We start from the raw sequence: 19,042 nt of genomic DNA on the forward strand, positions 1-19,042 counted from the left end.
GTTTGGAAAAGCATGCACTCATAACAGGTGGCGGGACAGGCGTTGGGGCTGAAATAGCCCGCCACCTCGCGGGGGCTGGCATCAACGTCACCATTGCAGGGCGCAGACGCGAGCCGCTTGATCTGGTCGCAAGTGCCAACAGCCGCATCAGCGCTGTTACAGCAGACATTACCGATGAAGTATCCGTTGGGCAGATGTTTGAAAAGGCGGCTGAAGCAAACGGACCAGTCAACATCGTGATTGCCAATGCAGGTGCAGCAGAATCTGCACTTTTTGGAAAGATCGAACGGGAAGACTTCCAGCGCATGCTCGACATCAACCTGACAGGTACATTCCTGACCTTCCAAAAAGGACTGGAATGCCTGAAAGGGCAGGAGTATGGGCGTTTGATCGCCATTGCCTCAACAGCGGGGTTGCGCGGTTATTCCTATGTGTCTCACTACGCCGCAGCCAAACATGGTGTCATCGGTATGGTCAGATCACTGGCACTCGAACTTGCCAGCAAGCCATTTACGGTCAATGCTGTGTGTCCAGGATTCACAGAGACCCCAATGCTGCAACGCTCGATCGAAAACATCATGCAAAAAACCGGAATGAACGAAGAGCAGACACGGGCCGCTCTTTACAAGGACAACCCACAGCAACGCTTCATCCAGCCAGACGAAGTCGCCGCCACAGTGGCATGGCTCATCGGAGATGGCGCCCGCTCTGTGACAGGGCAAGCTATTTCAGTATCAGGAGGCGAGACCCAATGACAGCCTCACAGGAAATGCTCAAAGCTGACAGAGCAACCGACGACAAGTCCCGCGTTCGCCTCTGGTTGAGATTGCTCCGTGCCTCTCGTGCGATTGAAGGCGAACTGAGAGAGCGGCTGCGGACAACATACAATGTGACCCTGCCACGCTTTGACGTGATGGCAGCACTTTACCGGGAGCCAGAGGGCATGCTCATGTCACAGCTCTCCAAATACCTGATGGTATCCAACGGCAACGTCACCGGCCTCATTGATCGCCTGACCACGGACGGACTGGTTCAGCGCACCTTGAGAGACGGAGACCGGAGAACCTCTGTGGTTCTGCTCACAAAAGAAGGTCGTAAGAATTTTGAGCAAATGGCAGCAAGTCACCGCGAGTGGATCAATGAGTTGCTCTCTCACTTTTCTCCCGATGAAGCAGAAACCCTTGCTGAAACACTGAAGGTATTTGCAAGCGATTGGGAGGGGGAGGCCCGATAATGCTGACAACCTACAAAATGGCGAATTTGCAGCCAAAGCACTTCATTTGGCGCATGGAAGGCGATGTCGCAGTCATCCAACTGGACCGCCCGGACCGTAAAAATCCACTGACCTTTGAAAGCTATGCCGAGCTGCGCGATACATTCCGCGATCTCGTCTATGCGGATGACGTTAATGCCGTTGTGATCGCCTCCAACGAAGGCAACTACTGCTCAGGTGGAGACGTCCACGACATCATCGGTCCGCTTGTTGCAATGGACATGAAAGACCTGCTGAAGTTCACGCGTATGACGGGTGATCTGGTCAAAGCCATGATCAACTGCACCAAGCCAATCATTTCAGCTGTAGACGGTATCAGCGTTGGTGCTGGGGCAATCATGGCTATGGCATCAGACCTGCGCATTGGTACACCAGACGCCAAAACAGCCTTCCTGTTCACCCGCGTCGGCCTTGCAGGCTGTGACATGGGCGCGTGTGCCATTCTTCCGCGCATTATCGGTCAGGGACGTGCTGCAGAGCTGCTCTACACAGGTCGGTCCATGAGCGCTGAAGAGGGCTACACTTGGGGCTACTTCAACTCTATGTCCACCACAGAAGCACTCGAGGCCGATGCGATCCGCATGGCGCAGCGTATCACGGCAGGGCCAAATTTCGCTCACGGTATCACCAAGACCCAGCTCAATCAGGAATGGAATATGGGTCTGGATCAAGCGATTGAAGCTGAAGCACAGGCGCAGGCCATCTGTATGCAGACCAAAGACTTCGAAACCGCCTACAAAGCTTTTGTTGCAAAAGAAAAACCGGTCTTTGAGGGGGCGTAAATGGCTGACACCACCTTCCTCACATGGCCGTTTTTTGAAGAAAAACACCGAGAGCTTGCCGAAGCCATAGAAAACTGGTGCTGCGAAAACCTTCCAGCTGACCACTCTGACACGGATGCTGCCTGTATCAAGCTCGTTAATGATCTTGGTTCTGCTGGTTTCCTGAATCTCACTGCTGTTGATCCGGCTGATCCCAAACCGCTGGATGTCCGTAGCCTGTGCATCATGCGCGAAACACTGGCCCGTCACGACGGTCTGGGGGACTTCGCCTTCGCCATGCAGGGTCTGGGAACAGGCGCCATCAGCCTGTTTGGCACGCCAGAACAACAGCTGTGGCTCAACAAAACCAGAGCAGGCCAGACACTCTCTGCGTTTGCACTAACAGAACCAGACTCCGGTTCAGACGTTGCAAACATTGAACTTTCCGCCATCCGCGACGGCGATGACTATGTGCTCAATGGCGAAAAGACCTGGATCTCCAACGGCGGCATTGCAGGCCTTTATGTTGTCTTCGCAAGGACGGGCGAAGCACCGGCGGCCAAAGGCATCAGCGCCTTCATAGTACCGGCGGATACACCGGGCTTAACCGTTGAAGAACGGCTGGATGTGATGGCACCTCATCCTCTGGCACGGTTGGGCTTCAAACAACTGCGCATTCCAGAAGCAAACCGCATTGGGGGAGCCGGAGAAGGCTTCAAGATCTCAATGTCGGTTTTGGATGTCTTCCGCTGCACCGTCGGCGCTGCTGCTTTAGGCTTTGCCCGCCGTGCATTGGAAGAAGCCGTAGCACGCGCAACAACCCGCAAACTGGGGGATGGCGTGCTGGCCGATATGCAGATGGTGCAGGGCCATCTGGCGGAAATGGCAATCGACATTGATGCCTCTGCACTCCTGATCTACCGCGCTGCATGGACGAAAGACATGGGGGCAGCACGAGTATCTCGTGAGGCTGCCATGGCAAAGCAATTCGCAACCGATCAGGCCCAACATATCATTGATAAGGCTGTACAAATCCACGGGGGCGAGGGCGTCCGTTCAGGCAATACTGTCGAAAAACTTTACCGTGAAATCAGAGCTCTTCGCATCTACGAAGGCGCATCCGATGTTCAGAAAATAATAGTAGCAAGGCAATTGCTTTCTCAGGAGGGGAGAAATGCTGGGACCAAGCGCGCACAAGGACACCTTCACAAGGGACAGGCTGCCACCAATTGATCAGCAGCCAGTTTTCCAGCTGGAGGGGTTTGAGTACCCAGACTACATCAACGCCGCAGTAGAGTTGACCGACAAGATGGTTGAACGCGGCTTTGGTGACAACATTGCTCTCATCGGCAATGGCAGAAAACGCACTTACAAAGAGCTTGCGGACTGGACGAACCGCATCGCTCGAGCTCTGCAGGAGGATTACGGAGTAGAAACGGGCGACCGCATTCTTATCCGCTCAGCAAACAACCCGGCTATGGTCGCCTGCTGGTTGGCTGCTACAAAAGCAGGTGCTGTGGTGGTCAACACCATGCCAATGCTGCGGGCTGGCGAGTTAAGCCAGATCGTCGACAAGGCCGAAATCAAACTGGCCATGTGCGATCTTCGCCTTATGGAAGAGATGGAGCGTTGCCTTGAGCAGAACGACCATCTGAGCAAAATCGTGAGCTTCGATGGCACGGCCAACTTTGCCGGTGAGATGGATAAGGTCGCACTGTCAAAGCCCGTCCAGTTTGAAGCCGTTCAAACGGGCAGAGATGATGTCTGCCTGCTGGGTTTCACATCTGGCACCACCGGACAGCCGAAAGCAACCATGCACTTCCACCGCGATCTGCTGATCATCGCAGATGCCTACGCAAAGGAAGTGCTGAACATCCAGCCATCGGACGTGTTTGTTGGCAGTCCGCCACTGGCCTTTACATTTGGCCTCGGCGGCTTGGCAATTTTCCCGCTTCGTTTCGGCGCAACCGCTACTCTGCTGGAAACGGCAGGACCCAAACAACTTATTGAGATCATTGAGACTTACAAGGCAACGATCTCATTCACAGCACCAACGGCCTACCGCGCCATGATGGCAGCAATGGAAGAGGGGGCAGACCTGTCCTCACTGCGCATCGCAGTCTCAGCGGGAGAAACATTGCCAGCACCAGTGTTTGAGCAATGGAAAGCAAAAACCGGTATTCCGATGCTGGATGGGATTGGCGCAACAGAAATGTTGCACATCTTTATTTCCAACCATTTGGAAGATGCCATGCCAGCAACCACTGGCCGGGAGATCAAAGGATACTCCGCAAAAGTGGTTGATGAAAACATGCAGGAGGTTCCACGCGGCACAGTTGGCAAACTTGCCGTAAGAGGACCAACCGGTTGTCGGTATATGCAAGATGACCGGCAACAGAAATATGTTCGTGACGGCTGGAATTTGACAGGTGATGCCTTTTATCAAGATGAAAAAGGGTATTTCCACTTCGCAGCCCGCGCAGACGATATGATCATCACGTCCGGTTACAACGTCGCCGGACCTGAAGTTGAGGCTGCTCTGCTAAGCAGCCCGGAAGTGTCCGAGTGTGCGGTTATAGGCGTGCCAGATGAGGACCGGGGACAGATTGTTGAAGCTCATGTGGTGCTGGTGGAGGACCACCCACAAGATGCAGATGTAATCAAACGTCTTCAGGACTATGTAAAATCTACTATAGCGCCTTATAAATACCCTCGTTCACTTAAACTGGTAGATTCTCTACCAAAAACCGCGACCGGTAAAATTCAAAGATTCCGCCTGAAGGAACAGCTGGTCGAGGATAAATCAGGGGAACTTATATGAAAAAACTCGTTTCAGCCGGAGTAGCCGCCCTTCTGTGTTGTACAGCTGGCGTGGCGCAAGCCGAAGTTAAAATTGGCATGATCACCACCTTGTCAGGCGGTGGCTCCACCCTCGGCATCGACGTCCGCGATGGTTTTGAGCTCGCACTCAAACAGGCAAGCGCATCCGATGTAAAGCTGCTGGTAGAAGACGACGCCCGCAAGCCGGACGTTGCCAAAAAACTGGCAGACAAATTCATTCAAAAAGACAAGGTTGATATCCTGACAGGTATCATCTGGTCCAACCTGGCAATGGCTGTGGTTCCTGCGGCAACCCGCAAAGGCACGCTCTACATCAGCCCAAATGCAGGCCCATCTGCGCTGGCTGGTAAAGCCTGTCACGAAAATTACTTCAACGTGGCCTGGCAGAACGACAACCTGCACGAAGCGATGGGGTCTCACGCCAACAAAGCGGGCTACAAGAAGACCTTCATTCTGGCGCCAAACTACCCAGCTGGCACCGACGCTCTGAAAGGCTTCAAGCGGATGTACCAAGGGGAGCTGACAGGTGAACTCTTCACCAAGCTCGGTCAGGATGACTACGCTGCAGAAATCGCACAAATCCGCGCTTCTGGCGCTGACAGCGTGTTCTTCTTCCTGCCAGGTGGCATGGGCATTGCGTTCATGAAGCAGTACGCGCAGTCCGGCGTTGATGTGCCTGTCATGGGGCCGGCTTTCTCCTTCTCACAGGACATTCTGCCTGCGATTGGTGACGCTGCACTCGGCGTGGCAAACTCTTCCCAGTGGGGTAAGGACATTGAGAGCGAGGTGAACGCAAAGTTCGTCAAAGGCTTCAAAGAAGCTTATGGCCGCCTGCCTTCCCTTTACGCATCTCAGGGCTATGACGCTGCAAATCTGATCCTCTCCGCGATGGAAAAGGCAGATGTCAGTGACAAAGACGATTTCCGCGCAGCACTGAAGGGAGCTGATTTTGCTTCTGTGCGCGGTGACTTCAAGTTCGGCAACAACAACCACCCAATTCAGGACATTTATGTTCGCGAAGTGGTGAAAGAAGACGGCCAGATCACCAACAAAATTGTCGGTGTCGCAATCAAAGGCCATCAGGATGCATACGCATCCAAATGCCGGATGAAATAAGCCAACGCGTTGAAGTAAAAAGTTAATCAGCGGGGAAACTCTAATCCTTCTCCGCTGATCCCCTATACTGATGTCACAATGAAAAAGAAGCCTCGGGAATATCATAAATGACGGCAGCTTTGATTTTTGAGCAGGTATTGAACGGGCTGCAATTCGGTCTCACTTTGTTTCTGATGGCAGCTGGCCTCACGCTGGTCTTCGGCGTTATGGGTCTGATCAACCTCGCTCATGGCTCGCTTTACATGGTCGGTGCCTTTTGTTGCGCTTGGATCACTCAGCAGACCGGCTCTTTCTGGCTTGGTCTTGGTGGTGGTGTCCTTGGAGCGGCGGCAGCTGGTGCACTCATCGAAATGCTTGTCATTCGCAGGCTTTATGACCGCGATCACCTTGATCAGGTACTGGCAACCTTTGCTCTTATTCTGATCTTTTCTGAAGGCACCCGCATGGTCTTCGGCTCCATGCCACTTTACCTCAACATTCCGGCAGCTCTGGGGGGCACCATGGCGTTGCCCGGCGTAGAAGCTTATCCGGTCTATCGCCTGTTTATCATTCTGGCAGCGCTGGCTGTTGCCCTGCTTCTCTACCTGCTTATTTCCAAAACGCGCCTTGGCATGCGGATCCGCGCCGGTGAAAGTGACCGCGAGATGATCGCTGCCTTAGGTGTTGATATCAAAACGCTTTACACCATCGTTTTCGCATTGGGCGCCGCGATCGCAGGTCTGTCGGGTGCTCTGGTCGGCGCATTGCGCTCCGTACAGGTCGGCATGGGAGAACCAGTGCTCATTCTGGCCTTCGTGGTCATTGTGATTGGCGGCATTGGCTCAATCAAAGGCGCTCTCATCGGCTCCATCCTGATTGGCCTCGTAGATACTCTGGGACGTATTTTCCTGCCCGTTATCCTGAAGTTCTTCATGGAAAATGCCAGTGCAAACAGCGTCGGGGCAGCTCTGTCATCCATGCTTATCTATCTGATGATGGCAGGCATTCTGGCAGTCAAACCAAAGGGGCTTTTCAATGCAACGAACTGATACAGCTCCAAAATCCATCAACATGCCAAAGCTGAGCCGCGAGACCGTCGTTAACATCGCAGTTATGGCAATCCTGCTGGCTCTGCCGCTCTGGGCGTCTTCCATCGGAGAAGACTACTACGTCAATCTGGCAAGCCTGATCACCATCTTTGCCATTGCTGGCGTTGGCCTCAACTTTGCCATCGGGCAAGGCGGAATGGTCAGCTTCGGCCATGCAGCCTTCTTCGGCATTGGTGGCTACACCACTGGTATTGCAGCCTTTCACAGCTTTGAAGAAACCCTCTTCATGGCCATGCCTTTTGCGATCTCCGGCACCAACCAGATGCTTATTATCTGGATTGTCGCAATGGTCATTTGCGGCATCGCTGCCTTAGCAATTGGCGCAATTTCGCTGAGAACCGAAGGCGTCTACTTCATCATGATCACACTGGCATTTGCCCAGATGATCTACTACTTCGCCATTTCCTGGCCGACATACGGCGGTGAAGATGGGCTTTCAATTTACCTGCGCAACGAATTTCCAATGGTAGATGCAGAAAGCGCTCTGACGTTCTTCCTTGTCTGTTTTGTCCTGCTGCTCGGTGCAATCTTCGTCTCAGCACGCTTGTCTGGCTCCCGTTTCGGTGCAGCTCTTGGCACCGCCCGTATGAATGAGACACGGCTGGCAACCTCTGGCATTGATCCATTCCCGATCAAGCTCACAGGCTTTGTTATCTCCGCGATGATCACCGGCCTTGCAGGAGCGCTGTTTGCCGAGCTAAACGGCTTTGTAGGCCCTTCAATGCTATCCTGGCACCGTTCCGGAGAGATTATGGTGTTCGTCATCCTTGGCGGCGTCGGGCGTCTCTATGGCCCTGTTATCGGCGCCGCCCTGTTCGTACTGCTCGAAACCTATATCGGCGAATGGACAGAGCACTGGCAACTGCTGCTTGGTCTGGCCTTGCTCGGGGTCGTTCTGTTCGCCCGAGGTGGCGTCATGGGCATGATTGCAGGGAGAGCACGCCATGACTAAACCGGTTCTTGAAGTCAAAGGCCTGCACAAATCCTTTGGGGCTCTGCAAGCGACAAAAAACGTATCCTTGGACCTGAAACCCAATGAGATTCATGCGCTTATCGGACCAAACGGGGCTGGTAAATCAACGCTCATCGGTCAGATTGCAGGCTGGATCACACCTGACAGCGGCAGCATCATTCTGGATAGTGAAGACGTAACTTCAGAGACAGTCGCCAGCCGGTCCCGTAAGGGACTGGGCCGCAGTTTCCAGGTTTCTTCGCTGGCCATGGACGTCAGCGCCCGTCGCAATGTCATGCTCTCCGTACAAGCCAGTCAGGGCTCCAGTTTCCGCTTCTGGAAGCAAACCAAGTCCGACGAAGAACTGCGCGAAACCGCTGGAAACTGGCTCAGACAAGTCGGCCTCGGTGGTCGCGAAGATATCGCGGTCTCGGAACTCTCTCACGGTGAGCGCCGTCAGGTGGAAGTCGTCTGCGCTTTGGCTCTCAAACCTAAAGCACTGTTACTGGACGAACCCATGGCAGGCCTTGGCCCGACAGGCTCTATTCAGCTCACTGAATTCCTTGAGGAAATTCGCCCGGAAATCCCAATCCTGCTCATTGAGCACGACATGGATGCCGTGTTCCGTCTGGCAGATCGCATCACGGTTCTGGTGGGCGGTGCAGCCATTCTGTCAGGCTCGGTCGATGATATCCGCGCCAGTGCACTTGTCAGAGAAGCTTATCTTGGGGAGGAAGCCTGATGCTGTTAGAAGTCAAAGGCTTGGAAGCCCATTATGGTGCTGCGCAAGCGCTCTTCGGTGTGAACCTCTCCGTCAATGAAGGCGAAATGGTCGCGATGCTTGGCCGCAATGGCATGGGCAAATCAACCACAATCAGCTCTATTTGTCAGATGGTTACGCCGACCAAAGGTACCATTGAGTTTCGCGGTCAAAGCCTGAACCGCCTGTCCAGCCACAAAGCCGCACGCCTTGGTCTGGGATTGGTCCCGGAAGGTCGTCGCTGTTTCCCGAACCTGTCTGTTCTGGAAAATCTGAGCGCGGCCGCCCGCAAAGGCGCATGGACGCTGAACCGCGTCTATGACTTGTTTCCACGCCTTCAGGAGAGGAAAAGTCAGAGCGCAAACACGCTGTCTGGTGGAGAGCAGCAAATGCTTGCCATCTCCAGAGCTTTGATGACAAACCCAAAATTGCTGATACTCGATGAAGCAACGGAAGGTCTGGCACCTGTGGTGCGCGGGGAAATCTGGCAGGCGATCGCCAGGCTGAAGAAGGAAGGACTGTCCATTCTCATCATCGACAAGACGCTCAAGGAGCTCCTTCCGCTGGCTGATCAGGCCGTCATTTTGGAAAAAGGCGAGTCAGTCTGGGCAGGCCGCCCGGATACACTCACCGAGGAAATGAAGGACAGATACCTTGGTCTTTGAACGCACGATCAAAGTGATCTTCCAGCACTGCGACCCCGCTGGAATTGTCTTTTATCCCCGCTACTTCGAGATGATCAATCAGGTCACCGAAGAGTGGTTCGAGCAATCGCTCGGCACGTCGTTCGTAGAAATTCATATAAATCAAGGGGATGCAGTCCCAACAGCCAAGATCGAAACAGAGTTCAAAAAGCCGAGCAAGCTTGGTGACGAACTCTTATTCACGCTCCAGGTCACAAAGCTGGGACGCTCCAGCGTCCATCTGGAGTTTACGGTGACATGCGAGGACGAGCTTCGTCTCACCAGTCGCTCGGTCATTGTCTACGTCAAAGGCGAGGACAAGAAGCCAGCGAGTTGGCCACAAGCCATTAAGAAACAAATGGAATTTTTCCTGAAGGAAGAGGGACCTTCATGACAACACAACAAGCACTGTTCAAATTTCTCCAGCCGGAAGGTTGGAAGCCTGCTTCTGGATACGCCAATGGCATTATGGCAGAAGGCACACCCATCTTTCTGGGAGGTCAAATCGGCTGGAACGGCCAGCAGGTCTTCGAGAGCGATGATCTCATTGATCAGATCAAGCAAACACTTGAGAACATTAGCGAAATTCTAGCCACAGCTGGCGCTAAGCCAGAGCATGTGGTGCGCCTGACGTGGTATGTGGTCGACAAGAAAGACTACACCGCTCGCCTGCGCGAAGTTGGCGAGGCGTATCGCTCTGTGTTTGGCCGTCATTTTCCATCCATGACCATGATCCAGGTGGCTGATTTGGTGGAAGATCAGGCCAAAGTGGAAATTGAAGCAACGGCAGTACTGCCAAGAACGGAATAACGTGATGCGGGATTGGGACGCGGCCTATCATAACTCCGGTGCAGTACCAAACGCACAAGAGCTTTTTAATCAATGGGTTGAGCGCTCCAAAGCGTTTCGCGAGGCCTCAAAAAACCAACTGGACGTAGCCTACGGAAGCGGGGAGAGAGAAAAGCTCGACCTGTTCTTCCCACAAGGCACTGAGGCGTCCAAAGGGCTCGTCATGATCGTTCATGGCGGGTACTGGAAGGCCTTCGATAAATCCGCCTTCAGCCACTTGGCGAAGGGGGCTGTCGAGATGGGGTACACCGTTGTCGTGCCTTCTTACGACCTCTGCCCGGATGCGAAAATAGATAGCATTACCAATCAGATGCAGCGAGCTCTTGAAGTTGTAGCTGAACAAGTTGAAGGATCGATTCACTTGACCGGTCATTCTGCTGGTGGACACTTGGTAGCGAGGTTGGGCTGCAAAAACCGGATGATACCAGATAGTATCACTGGTCGGATCAAGCACATCCTCGGCATCAGCGGGGTTTACGATCTGCGGCCAATCCGCAGGACAGCAATGAACGACACCCTGCATATCGACGAAGCCGAGGCGCTGGCAGAAAGTCCAGTCCTGCACGAACCTCTTGATAATCTACGCTTTACAGGCTGGGTTGGCGCTGAGGAGCTGGCAGAGTTTCGACGGCAAAATGCAACCCACTGCGCAATGTGGGGCGGTTTCGAAACACACATCACCGCCTATGAGGATCCGGGCAAAAACCATTTTACCGTGGTAGAGGCGCTGGAGCAGCCCAACAGCCTACTCCTCACAACTATGTTGAATACATAATCACAACCTACTGAAATATATAGACATTATAAAAGCCACGCGACTTTGCGTTCTTATGTGTAATTTTGCGTGGTTTAAGTGATTCATGCGTTACTTTAAGTTGCTATGTAACTGCGTTGATGAATTCATTTCATCAGAAAGCACCCCTCACAGCAAACGACACAGCCCAGCGCATCAGATTGAAAAGCCACCCTATAACCTCCACTCGTCTTAACCTATTGGATAGCCTATTCACCAAATGGAGAGTTGTGGAACTACTACCAGCCGCTCTAAGGTTGACCCAACAACGCGAACCAGAGTTATCCGCCCAGCGCGGCTTGCAGGTACACTCATCTGACAAGCCAGCTCTGTAAGGCATCAACTCTGGAAACGGGCACTTTCCAAGTTGCCCGTATGCGCAGGACTTGGCTGACTGGGGAGGCATATGTGACAACAGCAAAAGCGGGACCACTTTCGGGACTTCAGGTGGTGGAGATGGCAGGCCTTGGCCCAGCGCCCATGGCCGGACAATTGCTTGCAGATCTGGGAGCCGATGTCATCGTCGTCGACCGCCGCACCGGCGAGCGGATCGACAAGGATGTCAACCGCCGAGGCAAGAAGTCCATCGCTTTGAACATGAAGAGCGATGAGGCAGTCAAAGTCTTCTTTTCCCTCGTTGAGAAAGCCGACATCCTGATTGAAGGCTTCCGCCCCGGCGTAATGGAGCGCCTTGGCCTTGGGCCGGACGAATGCCTCGCCAAGAACCCGGGCCTGATCTATGGCCGCATGACAGGCTGGGGGCAGGACGGGCCACTGGCTCATGCCGCCGGCCACGACCTCAATTACCTCGCCATGACCGGCATGCTCCACGCCATTGGTGAAGAAGGCCGCCCACCAGTTCCACCACTCAACATGGCGGCAGACTACGGCGGCGGGTCCATGTTCCTGCTGCTAGGTGTCTTGTCAGCGCTGTTTGAGCGCACCAGAAGCGGCAAAGGACAGGTGATCGACGCAGCCATGGTCGATGGCGTGCCAGCCATGATGGGCCTGATCTACTCCTTGCTGGGCCGCGGGCTTTGGCAGGACAAACGCCAAACGAACCTGCTGGACGGTGGTGCCCCGTTCTATCGCTGCTATGAAACCTCAGATGGCCGCTATCTGTCCGTTGGTTCTCTGGAACCTCAGTTCTTCGCTCTCCTGCTAAAAGGGCTGGACCTCCCGCAAGAGCTTTCCAAGATCCAGATGAACATGAAAGAGTGGCCTCAGCTGGAAGAGCAAATCGGCGCTGCCATCAAGGCGAATACGCTGGACCACTGGACCGGCGTCTTTGCGGGAACTGACGCTTGCGTTGCCCCTGTGCTCTCCATTGAGGAGGCAAACGCAGCCTCTCTCAACACCGAGCGCGGCAACCGCATCCGCCTCAACGGCGTCACCCAGGCAGCACCCGCACCGCGCTTCAGCCGTACAGTTCCGCAAACACCTGAACCAGCAGGAAGAACCGGAGACGATACTGCACAGGTTTTACAGCAGCTTGGTTTCTCTGAAGCTGATATCGTTGATATGCAAAAGAGCAAAACTTTGGCCTGAATCTGCGACAATTAACGATGCGAAACAAACTGTAAACGGAGGGGGCCTCAGCACTCCCTCCCACGTCATAACTGCCTCAGCCCAATCCTCTGAGCACATCCCATGACTGAGGACATCCTCTCGAATCTCCTAGGGTAACTTTAATCAGGTTACTGCGAAGGAGTGCACCAGAGTATGCTGGTAACAGATGCATTTGTATTATTGTTTCTTGTTACGCAGGGCCTCTTTCTCGTCGCCTCATACGTTTTTGCTGTATCTGGCGCAGATGACCTGTTCGTTGACACCCTCTATTACACCTTTGTCGCCTGGTATCGCGGCCCATTAGTGGGCAGAACTGAAGAACGCCTGTTTGAAGAAACAGGGCACGTCCCACCCAGACCGCTGGCCATCATGTTGCCCGCGTGGGATGAAGCCACAATCCTCTATCCCGCCGTCACAGGCATCATGCGCAGGCTGGACTATCCATCCTATTGGATCTTCATCGGTGTCTACCCCAATGATGAAGCCACACAGAAGGCTGCAAACCGTCTGGCAGCCGAACATGACAACCTGCGCGTCGTCACCACCAACAATCCCGGCCCAACTTGTAAGGCTGACTGCGTCAACACCATCCTTGCCGAAATCGAGAGGTTCGAACAGGAGCAGAACATCTCCTTCGCCGGCATCGTCATGCAGGATGCCGAAGACATCCTCAATTCCAACGCCCTGCACATCTTTAACGCCAGTCTGGAACTTGCCGATGTGGTGCAACTGCCTGTGCTCTCGTTACCCCGTAGACGCCGGGACCTGACAGCAGGCCACTACATGGACGAGTTCGCCGAGTTCCATTCCAAGGAAGTTCTCGTCAGAGGCTTCTTGACCGGAACAGTTCCGGGTGCTGGCGTTGGTACCTGCTATTCCAAGAAAACCATCGAGACAGCCAAATCCATTTCTGGGACAGATGAAAACGGCATACCGGAAATCTTCAACATCAGCTCCTTGACGGAAGACTACGACCTCGCCATGCGGCTCACAGGGAAGGGGCTCACCCACCGCCTGCTCTGGGTCCACCCGGCAAAGAAAAGCGATCACACAGACTTTGCAGTCACGCAGGAGCTGTTTCCCTCCGGCTTCTGGCAAAGCGTACGCCAGAAAACCCGCTGGACCATCGGCATCGCGTTTCAGGGCTGGGCACAGCTGGGGTGGAAAGGAGGGCTCGCTGATAAATACTTTTATTGGCGCGACAGGAAGATGGTGTTCTTCAGCCACGCCATCATCATCGGGTACATCTCGCTTTTCTTCTACTGGGGCCTTCGCCTCTATGAGCATCTGGCACCGGATGCCTACCATTTGCCGCCACTTCTGCCAGAAGACAGCCCATTTTGGTATGTAATCTGGTTCAACGTGCTCCTGCTCGCCCACCGCCTTATCCAGCGCCATATCTGGACAGGCTACCATTATGGTCTGCGTGCATTGGCACCTGTGACCCTGCGCTACTTCGTATCCATCATCATCAACTACATCGCCATGATGCGCGCCATCAAAACATGGATCCGGCATCTGGGCACTGGCGAAGTCATCGGTTGGGACAAGACCGCGCATGACTATCCGGAGGAAGAAAGTCTGGAGCTTGCAATTCCTGTAGAGCAGGAAGCACAAACATGATCCGGCCCCAAACGCCCCACAACACACGCGGGAATGCCAACCGAAACTCGGCATTCTATCTGCTGTGGGTCATCATGTTTGCGCTTGGCTTATCCATCCCAACACAATCGCAAAATCCAGCGCCGCCTTCACAGAGAGTCAGCCCTGTGCCTTACACTCTCCAGCAAAAAGACGAGTACTACATCAGCCTGCTGAAGGACCGTCAGGACAGCCAATCCCTGCTGCAAAGCACGTGGCGCGGTTACCGCTCCTATCCCTTGCTGGACCTTGCCTACCGCCTGCTGGCAGAGGGGCGAAGTGAAGATGCGCTGAAAGAACTGGATGAGCTGCTGAAACAAGACCCTGATCATCTTGTGGCCCGCTGGCAAAAAATCCAGCTGCTCATCGGCCTCAACCGCCCGATCGCAGCAATTGATCAATTAGAGATCCTCCAATCTCAAGCTCCCGCCTTCAGCCGCGGCTATCTTTCGCTCGGCCACCTGCAAATGCTCACGGGCGAGTATGCGGAAGCCTTTGATGATTTCCGGCTGGCGATAGAGACTGGCAAATTGCTGCCGAGCAACCGGGAAGAAGCCCTTGCAGGCGCAGCAGAAGCAGCCATCAAGCTTGGCAAAACCAAGGAAGCTCTCCATGCACTGAACATTTTGCGAGAACTAGGCGCTGCCACCCCAAGACAAAGGCTCATCAGAGCGGATCTTTTGCGCAACTTCAATCAGCTGGAAGAAGCCCGTAGCGAATGGGACGAGCTTTCCAAGCTGGACAACGCACCAAGAACCCAGCGCACAGCAATTTTGAACGAAGCCTTCCTCTTTCTTGCGCAAGGCAAAGACGAAGAAGCCTACCGCTTGCTGCTGCGTGGTGAAATGAATGGACTGTTTACGGGCCGCCAATCCTCCGCTTTGGAACAACGCACATTCGCCAGAGCTCTGGCCGCCAGCGCGCTCAATTCTGGTCATCTGGATGAGTTACTGACCTTCCTCAACCCCGGGCGCATTGATCAACTGGGACTGTCCACGCGCGTTCAGCTGGCCTACGCTCTGGTGAAAAAAGGCTCCAGCGCCGAGGCAGAAATGGCGCTTCTGACAGCGGATGGCAGGATCCTCGACACCAAAGCCTCCGGTCCGGAAGAAGCCGCCAACTATTATCTGGCACTGGCAGACATCGCCATTCGCGCAGGAGATGATACCAGAGCGGTCACCGCAGGCCGACTGCTGATCAAGCTTACCCGCAGCCCGGAATACGGCCTGCAACTCAGCATGCTCGCTCTTAACAACGGCTGGGAAACACAAGCCATCAACGCGCTGGTGGAACTGCGCGCCATCACCCAGTTCACAGACCAGCAGAAATCTCCGGAAGCCTGGGTAGAGCTGTTGCAAACCCTTTCAGATCTGGCGCGGCGGGCAGGGGATCTGGATCTCGCCAATCAGGTTCTCAAAGAAGCTGAAACGTTGATGCCCAACTGGCGCATCACAGCAAAAAGAGGGCAGGTCGCCCTGCTCTCCAACCATCACCGCATCGCCTCCGCTGTTCTTCAGGATGCTCTTGCACGAGCCCAAAGAGCCCGTGCTGACGGTGCCTTCAATGAAACCGACAAGAAAGCCTATGCACGTCTTCTGTTTGATCTGGCAGCTGTCTCTGCAACCAATGAAGACTGGACCAGCACGCTTGACTATCTGATCGCGGACTGGAAGCTGCAACCGGACCCGACACTGGTTCTGCCAGCATATCTCATGCTCAAGGAAAGCACCGCAGAAGGCATCACGGCACGCATGTGGCTGAACTACGTTTTCAGCTACACCAACACTGCAAACCTGTCAGAGGAAAGCAAAGACATGTTTGCCATGGCTTTCCTCTCACTTGCGCGCCTTCTGAAAACAGAAGGGCAGCTTCAGGAAGCCGTGAAAATGTACCGCCAGTCACTGCGACTGGCCCCAACTGCGGAAACCCGTTTGGAAGCCGCTTATCTTGCACTGGAGCTCAATCACCCCAAAAGAGCTCTGATGTTGCTGCAGCAGCTGGACCAGACCCAAAACACCGATGCAATCTTGGCGATCAGGTGCGAGGCCTACCGCGTGCTTGACCGCAATCTTGAGGCCCTGACATGCGCGCAACAGGAGCTTCAGGCTCAGCCCATGAATGCCGACAAGCACCTGACGCTGGCCAGCCTCTATCTGCGACTGGGAGACAAAGAGAAAGCCAGAGAGGAACTACAGCAAGCGTATGAACTCAGCCCAAACCTCGCCACCGCAAGCCAGCTCGGCTTCCTCTATCAGGAGCTGGGAGAGTATGAGGTCGCGGAAGACTGGTTTCTGGAATCTTTTGAAGAACATGACGATCAGAGCGCTGGTATGGCACTGCTCTACCTCAACCTGCGCCAGATGGACTATGATGAGGCAGCACACCTCCTTGCCAAACTGGATGTCTCCAAGCTCTCTCAAGAGCAAATGGCCGGCTATTACGCCGCCCGGGCCCAGCTCACGCTCCATCAGGGCAATCAATCACCCGAAGCGCTGGCAAGCGCTCTGGTGGACCTGCGCAAGGCACGGTCCATCGCCTCAACACCGGACATTCGCTTTTCCGTGGTTCAGGTTCTGTTCCAGCTGGATCAACTAGAGGAAGCTGAGGCCGAATACGAAAACCTGCCACCAGCCGACCTTAAAAACCCGGCAACACTCGCTTTGGGAGGATACCTTGCCCGCGCTCAGGGCGACAATGATCTGGCAGTAACCCGCTTTGAAACCTCACTGGAGGAAAAACCAGATCAGGCGAACCTGCAGGAAGATCTGGCCTATACCTATCTGGCAGCCTTTGAAAACAAGAAGGCCGCTGAACTGTTTCGCAAGCGGATTGATGTGCTGCACCAGCACCAGCGCGACATCTATGAACAGGACAAGCTGGAGCGCTTCCAGCGCCAGCTCCGCATTCTGGAAATCCCGATCAGCTTTCTGTTCTTCGATGGCGCAAGCCCGTCACGGCAGGATGAGGAGGAGTTTGCAGGCGCCATCCTTGGCATCCCATCCAGCAGCCCGTTCGGCTCACTGGAAGTGGCATGGCGACCTCCGGTCATCGGCTACCAGAATGGCCGCGTGTTTGAGATCATCGCCCGCGCCCAGTGGCTCAACCAACGCTACAGCTTCCGCCCGGACCCTGACACTTACCAGACCATCGTCGGCCTGCGCTTCAAGCCTTTCATGACGCAAAACCTGAAAATCGGTCTGGAGCGGTTCTTCAAAGGCGGCAGCATCACAGAAGACAACTGGCTGGGGAGGGTGCTTTGGTCCTTCACCCGCGGAAACGACTTCCTCCCGCTCTACGATTTTTACTCCGGTGAGCCTATCGACAAAGAACCCTACATCAGCCTGTATCTGGAAGGTGGTCGTTTCTTCGAAAAGGAAAAAACCATTCTATTCTATGGAGATGGCCGACTTGGTTACACTTTTAGGCTCGATCCTAACCTGATTTTGTCGCCCTTTGCGTATTCCATAGGGAGCGGAAACTGGAACTCCCAAACCAGCGCTGTGGCAATTGAAGCAGGGCTGGGAGCATCTTTGAAGTGGAGAGGGTGGTACACCGAGGCCTATGGTGACCTGCTTCAGCTGGAAGTGTTCGGGCGTGTAGGACACGAAGTATTAAACACAGATGACAGTGAGACCAGCCGAGTGCTTCTCGGGCTTCAAGCAAACTTCTAAACTCTTCGTTCTTGGGGTGTTCTGCCTCGCTCTCATCACATTCATGATGATCTTTAAAGCCTATGCGCGGCAGGATTCCAGCGCTAAGGAATGTATTCCTATACGCATGAGCTTCATCCAACCGTGGGGTGATGAATATTTTCCTAACCCCAGATTATGGCGCAGCGAACTCCTTGCACATCAAAGACTTGGCATTGAAGAGGTCATCCTGCAGTGGACCATGTGGGGCAGCGATCTTCAGGATGAAATCAAGCTGCCACTCTGGCTTGAAGCTGCAATCATGGGCGCAGATGAGGCCGGAGCCAAACTCTGGTTCGGCCTGCGGTATGATCCAACATTCATGGAGAAGCTGCAAAAAGATGGCCAGGCCTATCTGGACAATCGCTTAGCGGAAACCAAAAAACTTGCCACCGCGATAAAGGCCCAGATCAGCTATACCGCACATCCCACTGAGGTATTTGCAGGCTGGTATATACCAGATGAAATTGACGGCAATCTGCTGTTGGATAGCAAGCTCAGAAAGCTCGTCACCGGGTACACAAAACAAACCCGCGCAATCTTGAACCGCATCCTCCCGGGGCCTGTTGCCATCTCTGGATACACCGATTTGAAGACCATTCCACGAAAACTGGCCACACAATGGAACAAGCTCATGGCGAAATCATCCATGGACATTTTGTTGTTGCAGGACGGGCTAGGGGCCAAGCTTATGGAACCTTATTCCAGCCGCAACCTGCAACGCGCCATCAGCGCAGCCTTCAGCACGCAAGATCATACGGTTATTCCGGTAGTGGAAATCTTCGAGATCGACCCGAGAACAGCAGATTTCAGCACAATTCCAACCACGCTCGGCACCATGAAAAGCCGTCTGAAGAACGCAAGATTTTCGCCCGCACAGCCGTTGGCCTTGTTCTCATTGTCCAGCCATATTCTGAAATTCGACAACAAACACAGTCGCGAGATCAAAGAGTTCCTTACACAGAACGCTCATGTCTGCGGCGCAAGCACATTGGCGAATGCAGAAGCTGCCGAATAATCACAAGGA

Annotated in this window: 17 protein-coding genes; all 17 read left to right on the forward strand. The window is 54.1% G+C overall.

Features of this window, described 5'->3' with window-relative positions:
• Positions 1–2: 2 nt before the first annotated feature.
• Complete coding sequence (locus PsAD46_RS17560; RefSeq protein WP_063307562.1) at positions 3–755, forward strand: SDR family NAD(P)-dependent oxidoreductase; 753 nt, start codon at positions 3–5, stop codon at positions 753–755.
• Positions 752–1,234 (forward strand): MarR family transcriptional regulator, encoded by a 483-nt coding sequence (locus tag PsAD46_RS17565; RefSeq protein WP_063292287.1) that lies wholly within the window; start codon positions 752–754, stop codon positions 1,232–1,234. The genes PsAD46_RS17560 and PsAD46_RS17565 overlap by 4 nt, the downstream gene beginning before the upstream one ends.
• Positions 1,234–2,055, forward strand: a complete 822-nt coding sequence (locus tag PsAD46_RS17570; protein ID WP_082830577.1) for an enoyl-CoA hydratase family protein — start codon at positions 1,234–1,236, stop codon at positions 2,053–2,055. The genes PsAD46_RS17565 and PsAD46_RS17570 overlap by 1 nt, the downstream gene beginning before the upstream one ends.
• Entirely contained in the window at positions 2,056–3,267 is a 1,212-nt protein-coding gene (locus PsAD46_RS17575) for an acyl-CoA dehydrogenase family protein (protein ID WP_063307502.1), read from the forward strand.
• Positions 3,209–4,855, forward strand: coding sequence for an AMP-binding protein (locus PsAD46_RS17580; RefSeq protein WP_193776966.1), 1,647 nt, complete (start codon positions 3,209–3,211; stop codon positions 4,853–4,855). The genes PsAD46_RS17575 and PsAD46_RS17580 overlap by 59 nt, the downstream gene beginning before the upstream one ends.
• Positions 4,852–5,991, forward strand: coding sequence for an ABC transporter substrate-binding protein (locus PsAD46_RS17585; protein WP_063307503.1), 1,140 nt, complete (start codon positions 4,852–4,854; stop codon positions 5,989–5,991). Before PsAD46_RS17580 ends, PsAD46_RS17585 begins: the two co-directional genes overlap by 4 nt.
• Before the next feature lie 107 nt (positions 5,992–6,098).
• Complete coding sequence (locus tag PsAD46_RS17590) at positions 6,099–7,019, forward strand: branched-chain amino acid ABC transporter permease (RefSeq protein WP_063302031.1); 921 nt, start codon at positions 6,099–6,101, stop codon at positions 7,017–7,019.
• On the forward strand, positions 7,006–8,031 hold the full coding sequence (locus PsAD46_RS17595; RefSeq protein WP_063302030.1) for a branched-chain amino acid ABC transporter permease: 1,026 nt from the start codon (positions 7,006–7,008) through the stop codon (positions 8,029–8,031). The genes PsAD46_RS17590 and PsAD46_RS17595 overlap by 14 nt, the downstream gene beginning before the upstream one ends.
• The gene (locus PsAD46_RS17600; RefSeq protein WP_063302029.1) at positions 8,024–8,773 is read left to right on the forward strand and encodes an ATP-binding cassette domain-containing protein; all 750 of its coding nucleotides are present in this window, start codon (positions 8,024–8,026) and stop codon (positions 8,771–8,773) included. The genes PsAD46_RS17595 and PsAD46_RS17600 overlap by 8 nt, the downstream gene beginning before the upstream one ends.
• Positions 8,773–9,456: an ABC transporter ATP-binding protein gene (locus PsAD46_RS17605; protein ID WP_063302028.1), complete on the forward strand. Its 684-nt coding sequence runs from the start codon at positions 8,773–8,775 to the stop codon at positions 9,454–9,456. Before PsAD46_RS17600 ends, PsAD46_RS17605 begins: the two co-directional genes overlap by 1 nt.
• Positions 9,446–9,868 (forward strand): thioesterase family protein, encoded by a 423-nt coding sequence (locus PsAD46_RS17610; RefSeq protein WP_082827146.1) that lies wholly within the window; start codon positions 9,446–9,448, stop codon positions 9,866–9,868. The genes PsAD46_RS17605 and PsAD46_RS17610 overlap by 11 nt, the downstream gene beginning before the upstream one ends.
• Positions 9,865–10,284, forward strand: a complete 420-nt coding sequence (locus PsAD46_RS17615) for a RidA family protein (RefSeq protein ID WP_063302027.1) — start codon at positions 9,865–9,867, stop codon at positions 10,282–10,284. The genes PsAD46_RS17610 and PsAD46_RS17615 overlap by 4 nt, the downstream gene beginning before the upstream one ends.
• A 4-nt stretch (positions 10,285–10,288) precedes the next feature.
• On the forward strand, positions 10,289–11,098 hold the full coding sequence (locus tag PsAD46_RS17620) for an alpha/beta hydrolase (RefSeq protein WP_063302026.1): 810 nt from the start codon (positions 10,289–10,291) through the stop codon (positions 11,096–11,098).
• Between the two features lie 426 nt (positions 11,099–11,524).
• Positions 11,525–12,664, forward strand: coding sequence for a CaiB/BaiF CoA-transferase family protein (locus PsAD46_RS17625; RefSeq protein ID WP_063302053.1), 1,140 nt, complete (start codon positions 11,525–11,527; stop codon positions 12,662–12,664).
• A gap of 174 nt (positions 12,665–12,838) precedes the next feature.
• On the forward strand, positions 12,839–14,308 hold the full coding sequence (locus PsAD46_RS17630) for a glycosyltransferase (RefSeq protein ID WP_063307504.1): 1,470 nt from the start codon (positions 12,839–12,841) through the stop codon (positions 14,306–14,308).
• Positions 14,305–17,997 carry a tetratricopeptide repeat protein gene (locus PsAD46_RS17635; protein WP_084404454.1) on the forward strand — a complete coding sequence of 1,231 codons (3,693 nt, stop codon included), beginning with the start codon at positions 14,305–14,307 and terminating at the stop codon, positions 17,995–17,997. Before PsAD46_RS17630 ends, PsAD46_RS17635 begins: the two co-directional genes overlap by 4 nt.
• A complete protein-coding gene (locus PsAD46_RS17640; RefSeq protein WP_208981900.1) occupies positions 17,948–19,033 on the forward strand; it encodes a DUF4434 domain-containing protein in 1,086 nt (361 codons plus the stop codon). The genes PsAD46_RS17635 and PsAD46_RS17640 overlap by 50 nt, the downstream gene beginning before the upstream one ends.
• Positions 19,034–19,042: the final 9 nt, after the last annotated feature.

The sequence above is a fragment of the Pseudovibrio sp. Ad46 genome, assembly GCF_001623065.1.
Classification (GTDB): Bacteria; Pseudomonadota; Alphaproteobacteria; order Rhizobiales; family Stappiaceae; genus Pseudovibrio.

Excerpts from the sequence above, each read along its gene's own strand:
- PsAD46_RS17565 (WP_063292287.1), top strand. The coding sequence starts at position 752 with ATGACAGCCTCACAGGAAATGCTCAAAGCTGACAGAGCAACCGACGAC.
- PsAD46_RS17570 (WP_082830577.1), top strand. The coding sequence starts at position 1,234 with ATGCTGACAACCTACAAAATGGCGAATTTGCAGCCAAAGCACTTCATT.
- PsAD46_RS17575 (WP_063307502.1), top strand. The coding sequence starts at position 2,056 with ATGGCTGACACCACCTTCCTCACATGGCCGTTTTTTGAAGAAAAACAC.
- PsAD46_RS17580 (WP_193776966.1), top strand. The coding sequence starts at position 3,209 with ATGCTGGGACCAAGCGCGCACAAGGACACCTTCACAAGGGACAGGCTG.
- PsAD46_RS17585 (WP_063307503.1), top strand. The coding sequence starts at position 4,852 with ATGAAAAAACTCGTTTCAGCCGGAGTAGCCGCCCTTCTGTGTTGTACA.
- PsAD46_RS17590 (WP_063302031.1), top strand. The coding sequence starts at position 6,099 with ATGACGGCAGCTTTGATTTTTGAGCAGGTATTGAACGGGCTGCAATTC.
- PsAD46_RS17595 (WP_063302030.1), top strand. The coding sequence starts at position 7,006 with ATGCAACGAACTGATACAGCTCCAAAATCCATCAACATGCCAAAGCTG.
- PsAD46_RS17600 (WP_063302029.1), top strand. The coding sequence starts at position 8,024 with ATGACTAAACCGGTTCTTGAAGTCAAAGGCCTGCACAAATCCTTTGGG.
- PsAD46_RS17605 (WP_063302028.1), top strand. The coding sequence starts at position 8,773 with ATGCTGTTAGAAGTCAAAGGCTTGGAAGCCCATTATGGTGCTGCGCAA.
- PsAD46_RS17615 (WP_063302027.1), top strand. The coding sequence starts at position 9,865 with ATGACAACACAACAAGCACTGTTCAAATTTCTCCAGCCGGAAGGTTGG.
- PsAD46_RS17620 (WP_063302026.1), top strand. The coding sequence starts at position 10,289 with ATGCGGGATTGGGACGCGGCCTATCATAACTCCGGTGCAGTACCAAAC.
- PsAD46_RS17630 (WP_063307504.1), top strand. The coding sequence starts at position 12,839 with ATGCTGGTAACAGATGCATTTGTATTATTGTTTCTTGTTACGCAGGGC.
- PsAD46_RS17635 (WP_084404454.1), top strand. The coding sequence starts at position 14,305 with ATGATCCGGCCCCAAACGCCCCACAACACACGCGGGAATGCCAACCGA.
- PsAD46_RS17640 (WP_208981900.1), top strand. The coding sequence starts at position 17,948 with ATGACAGTGAGACCAGCCGAGTGCTTCTCGGGCTTCAAGCAAACTTCT.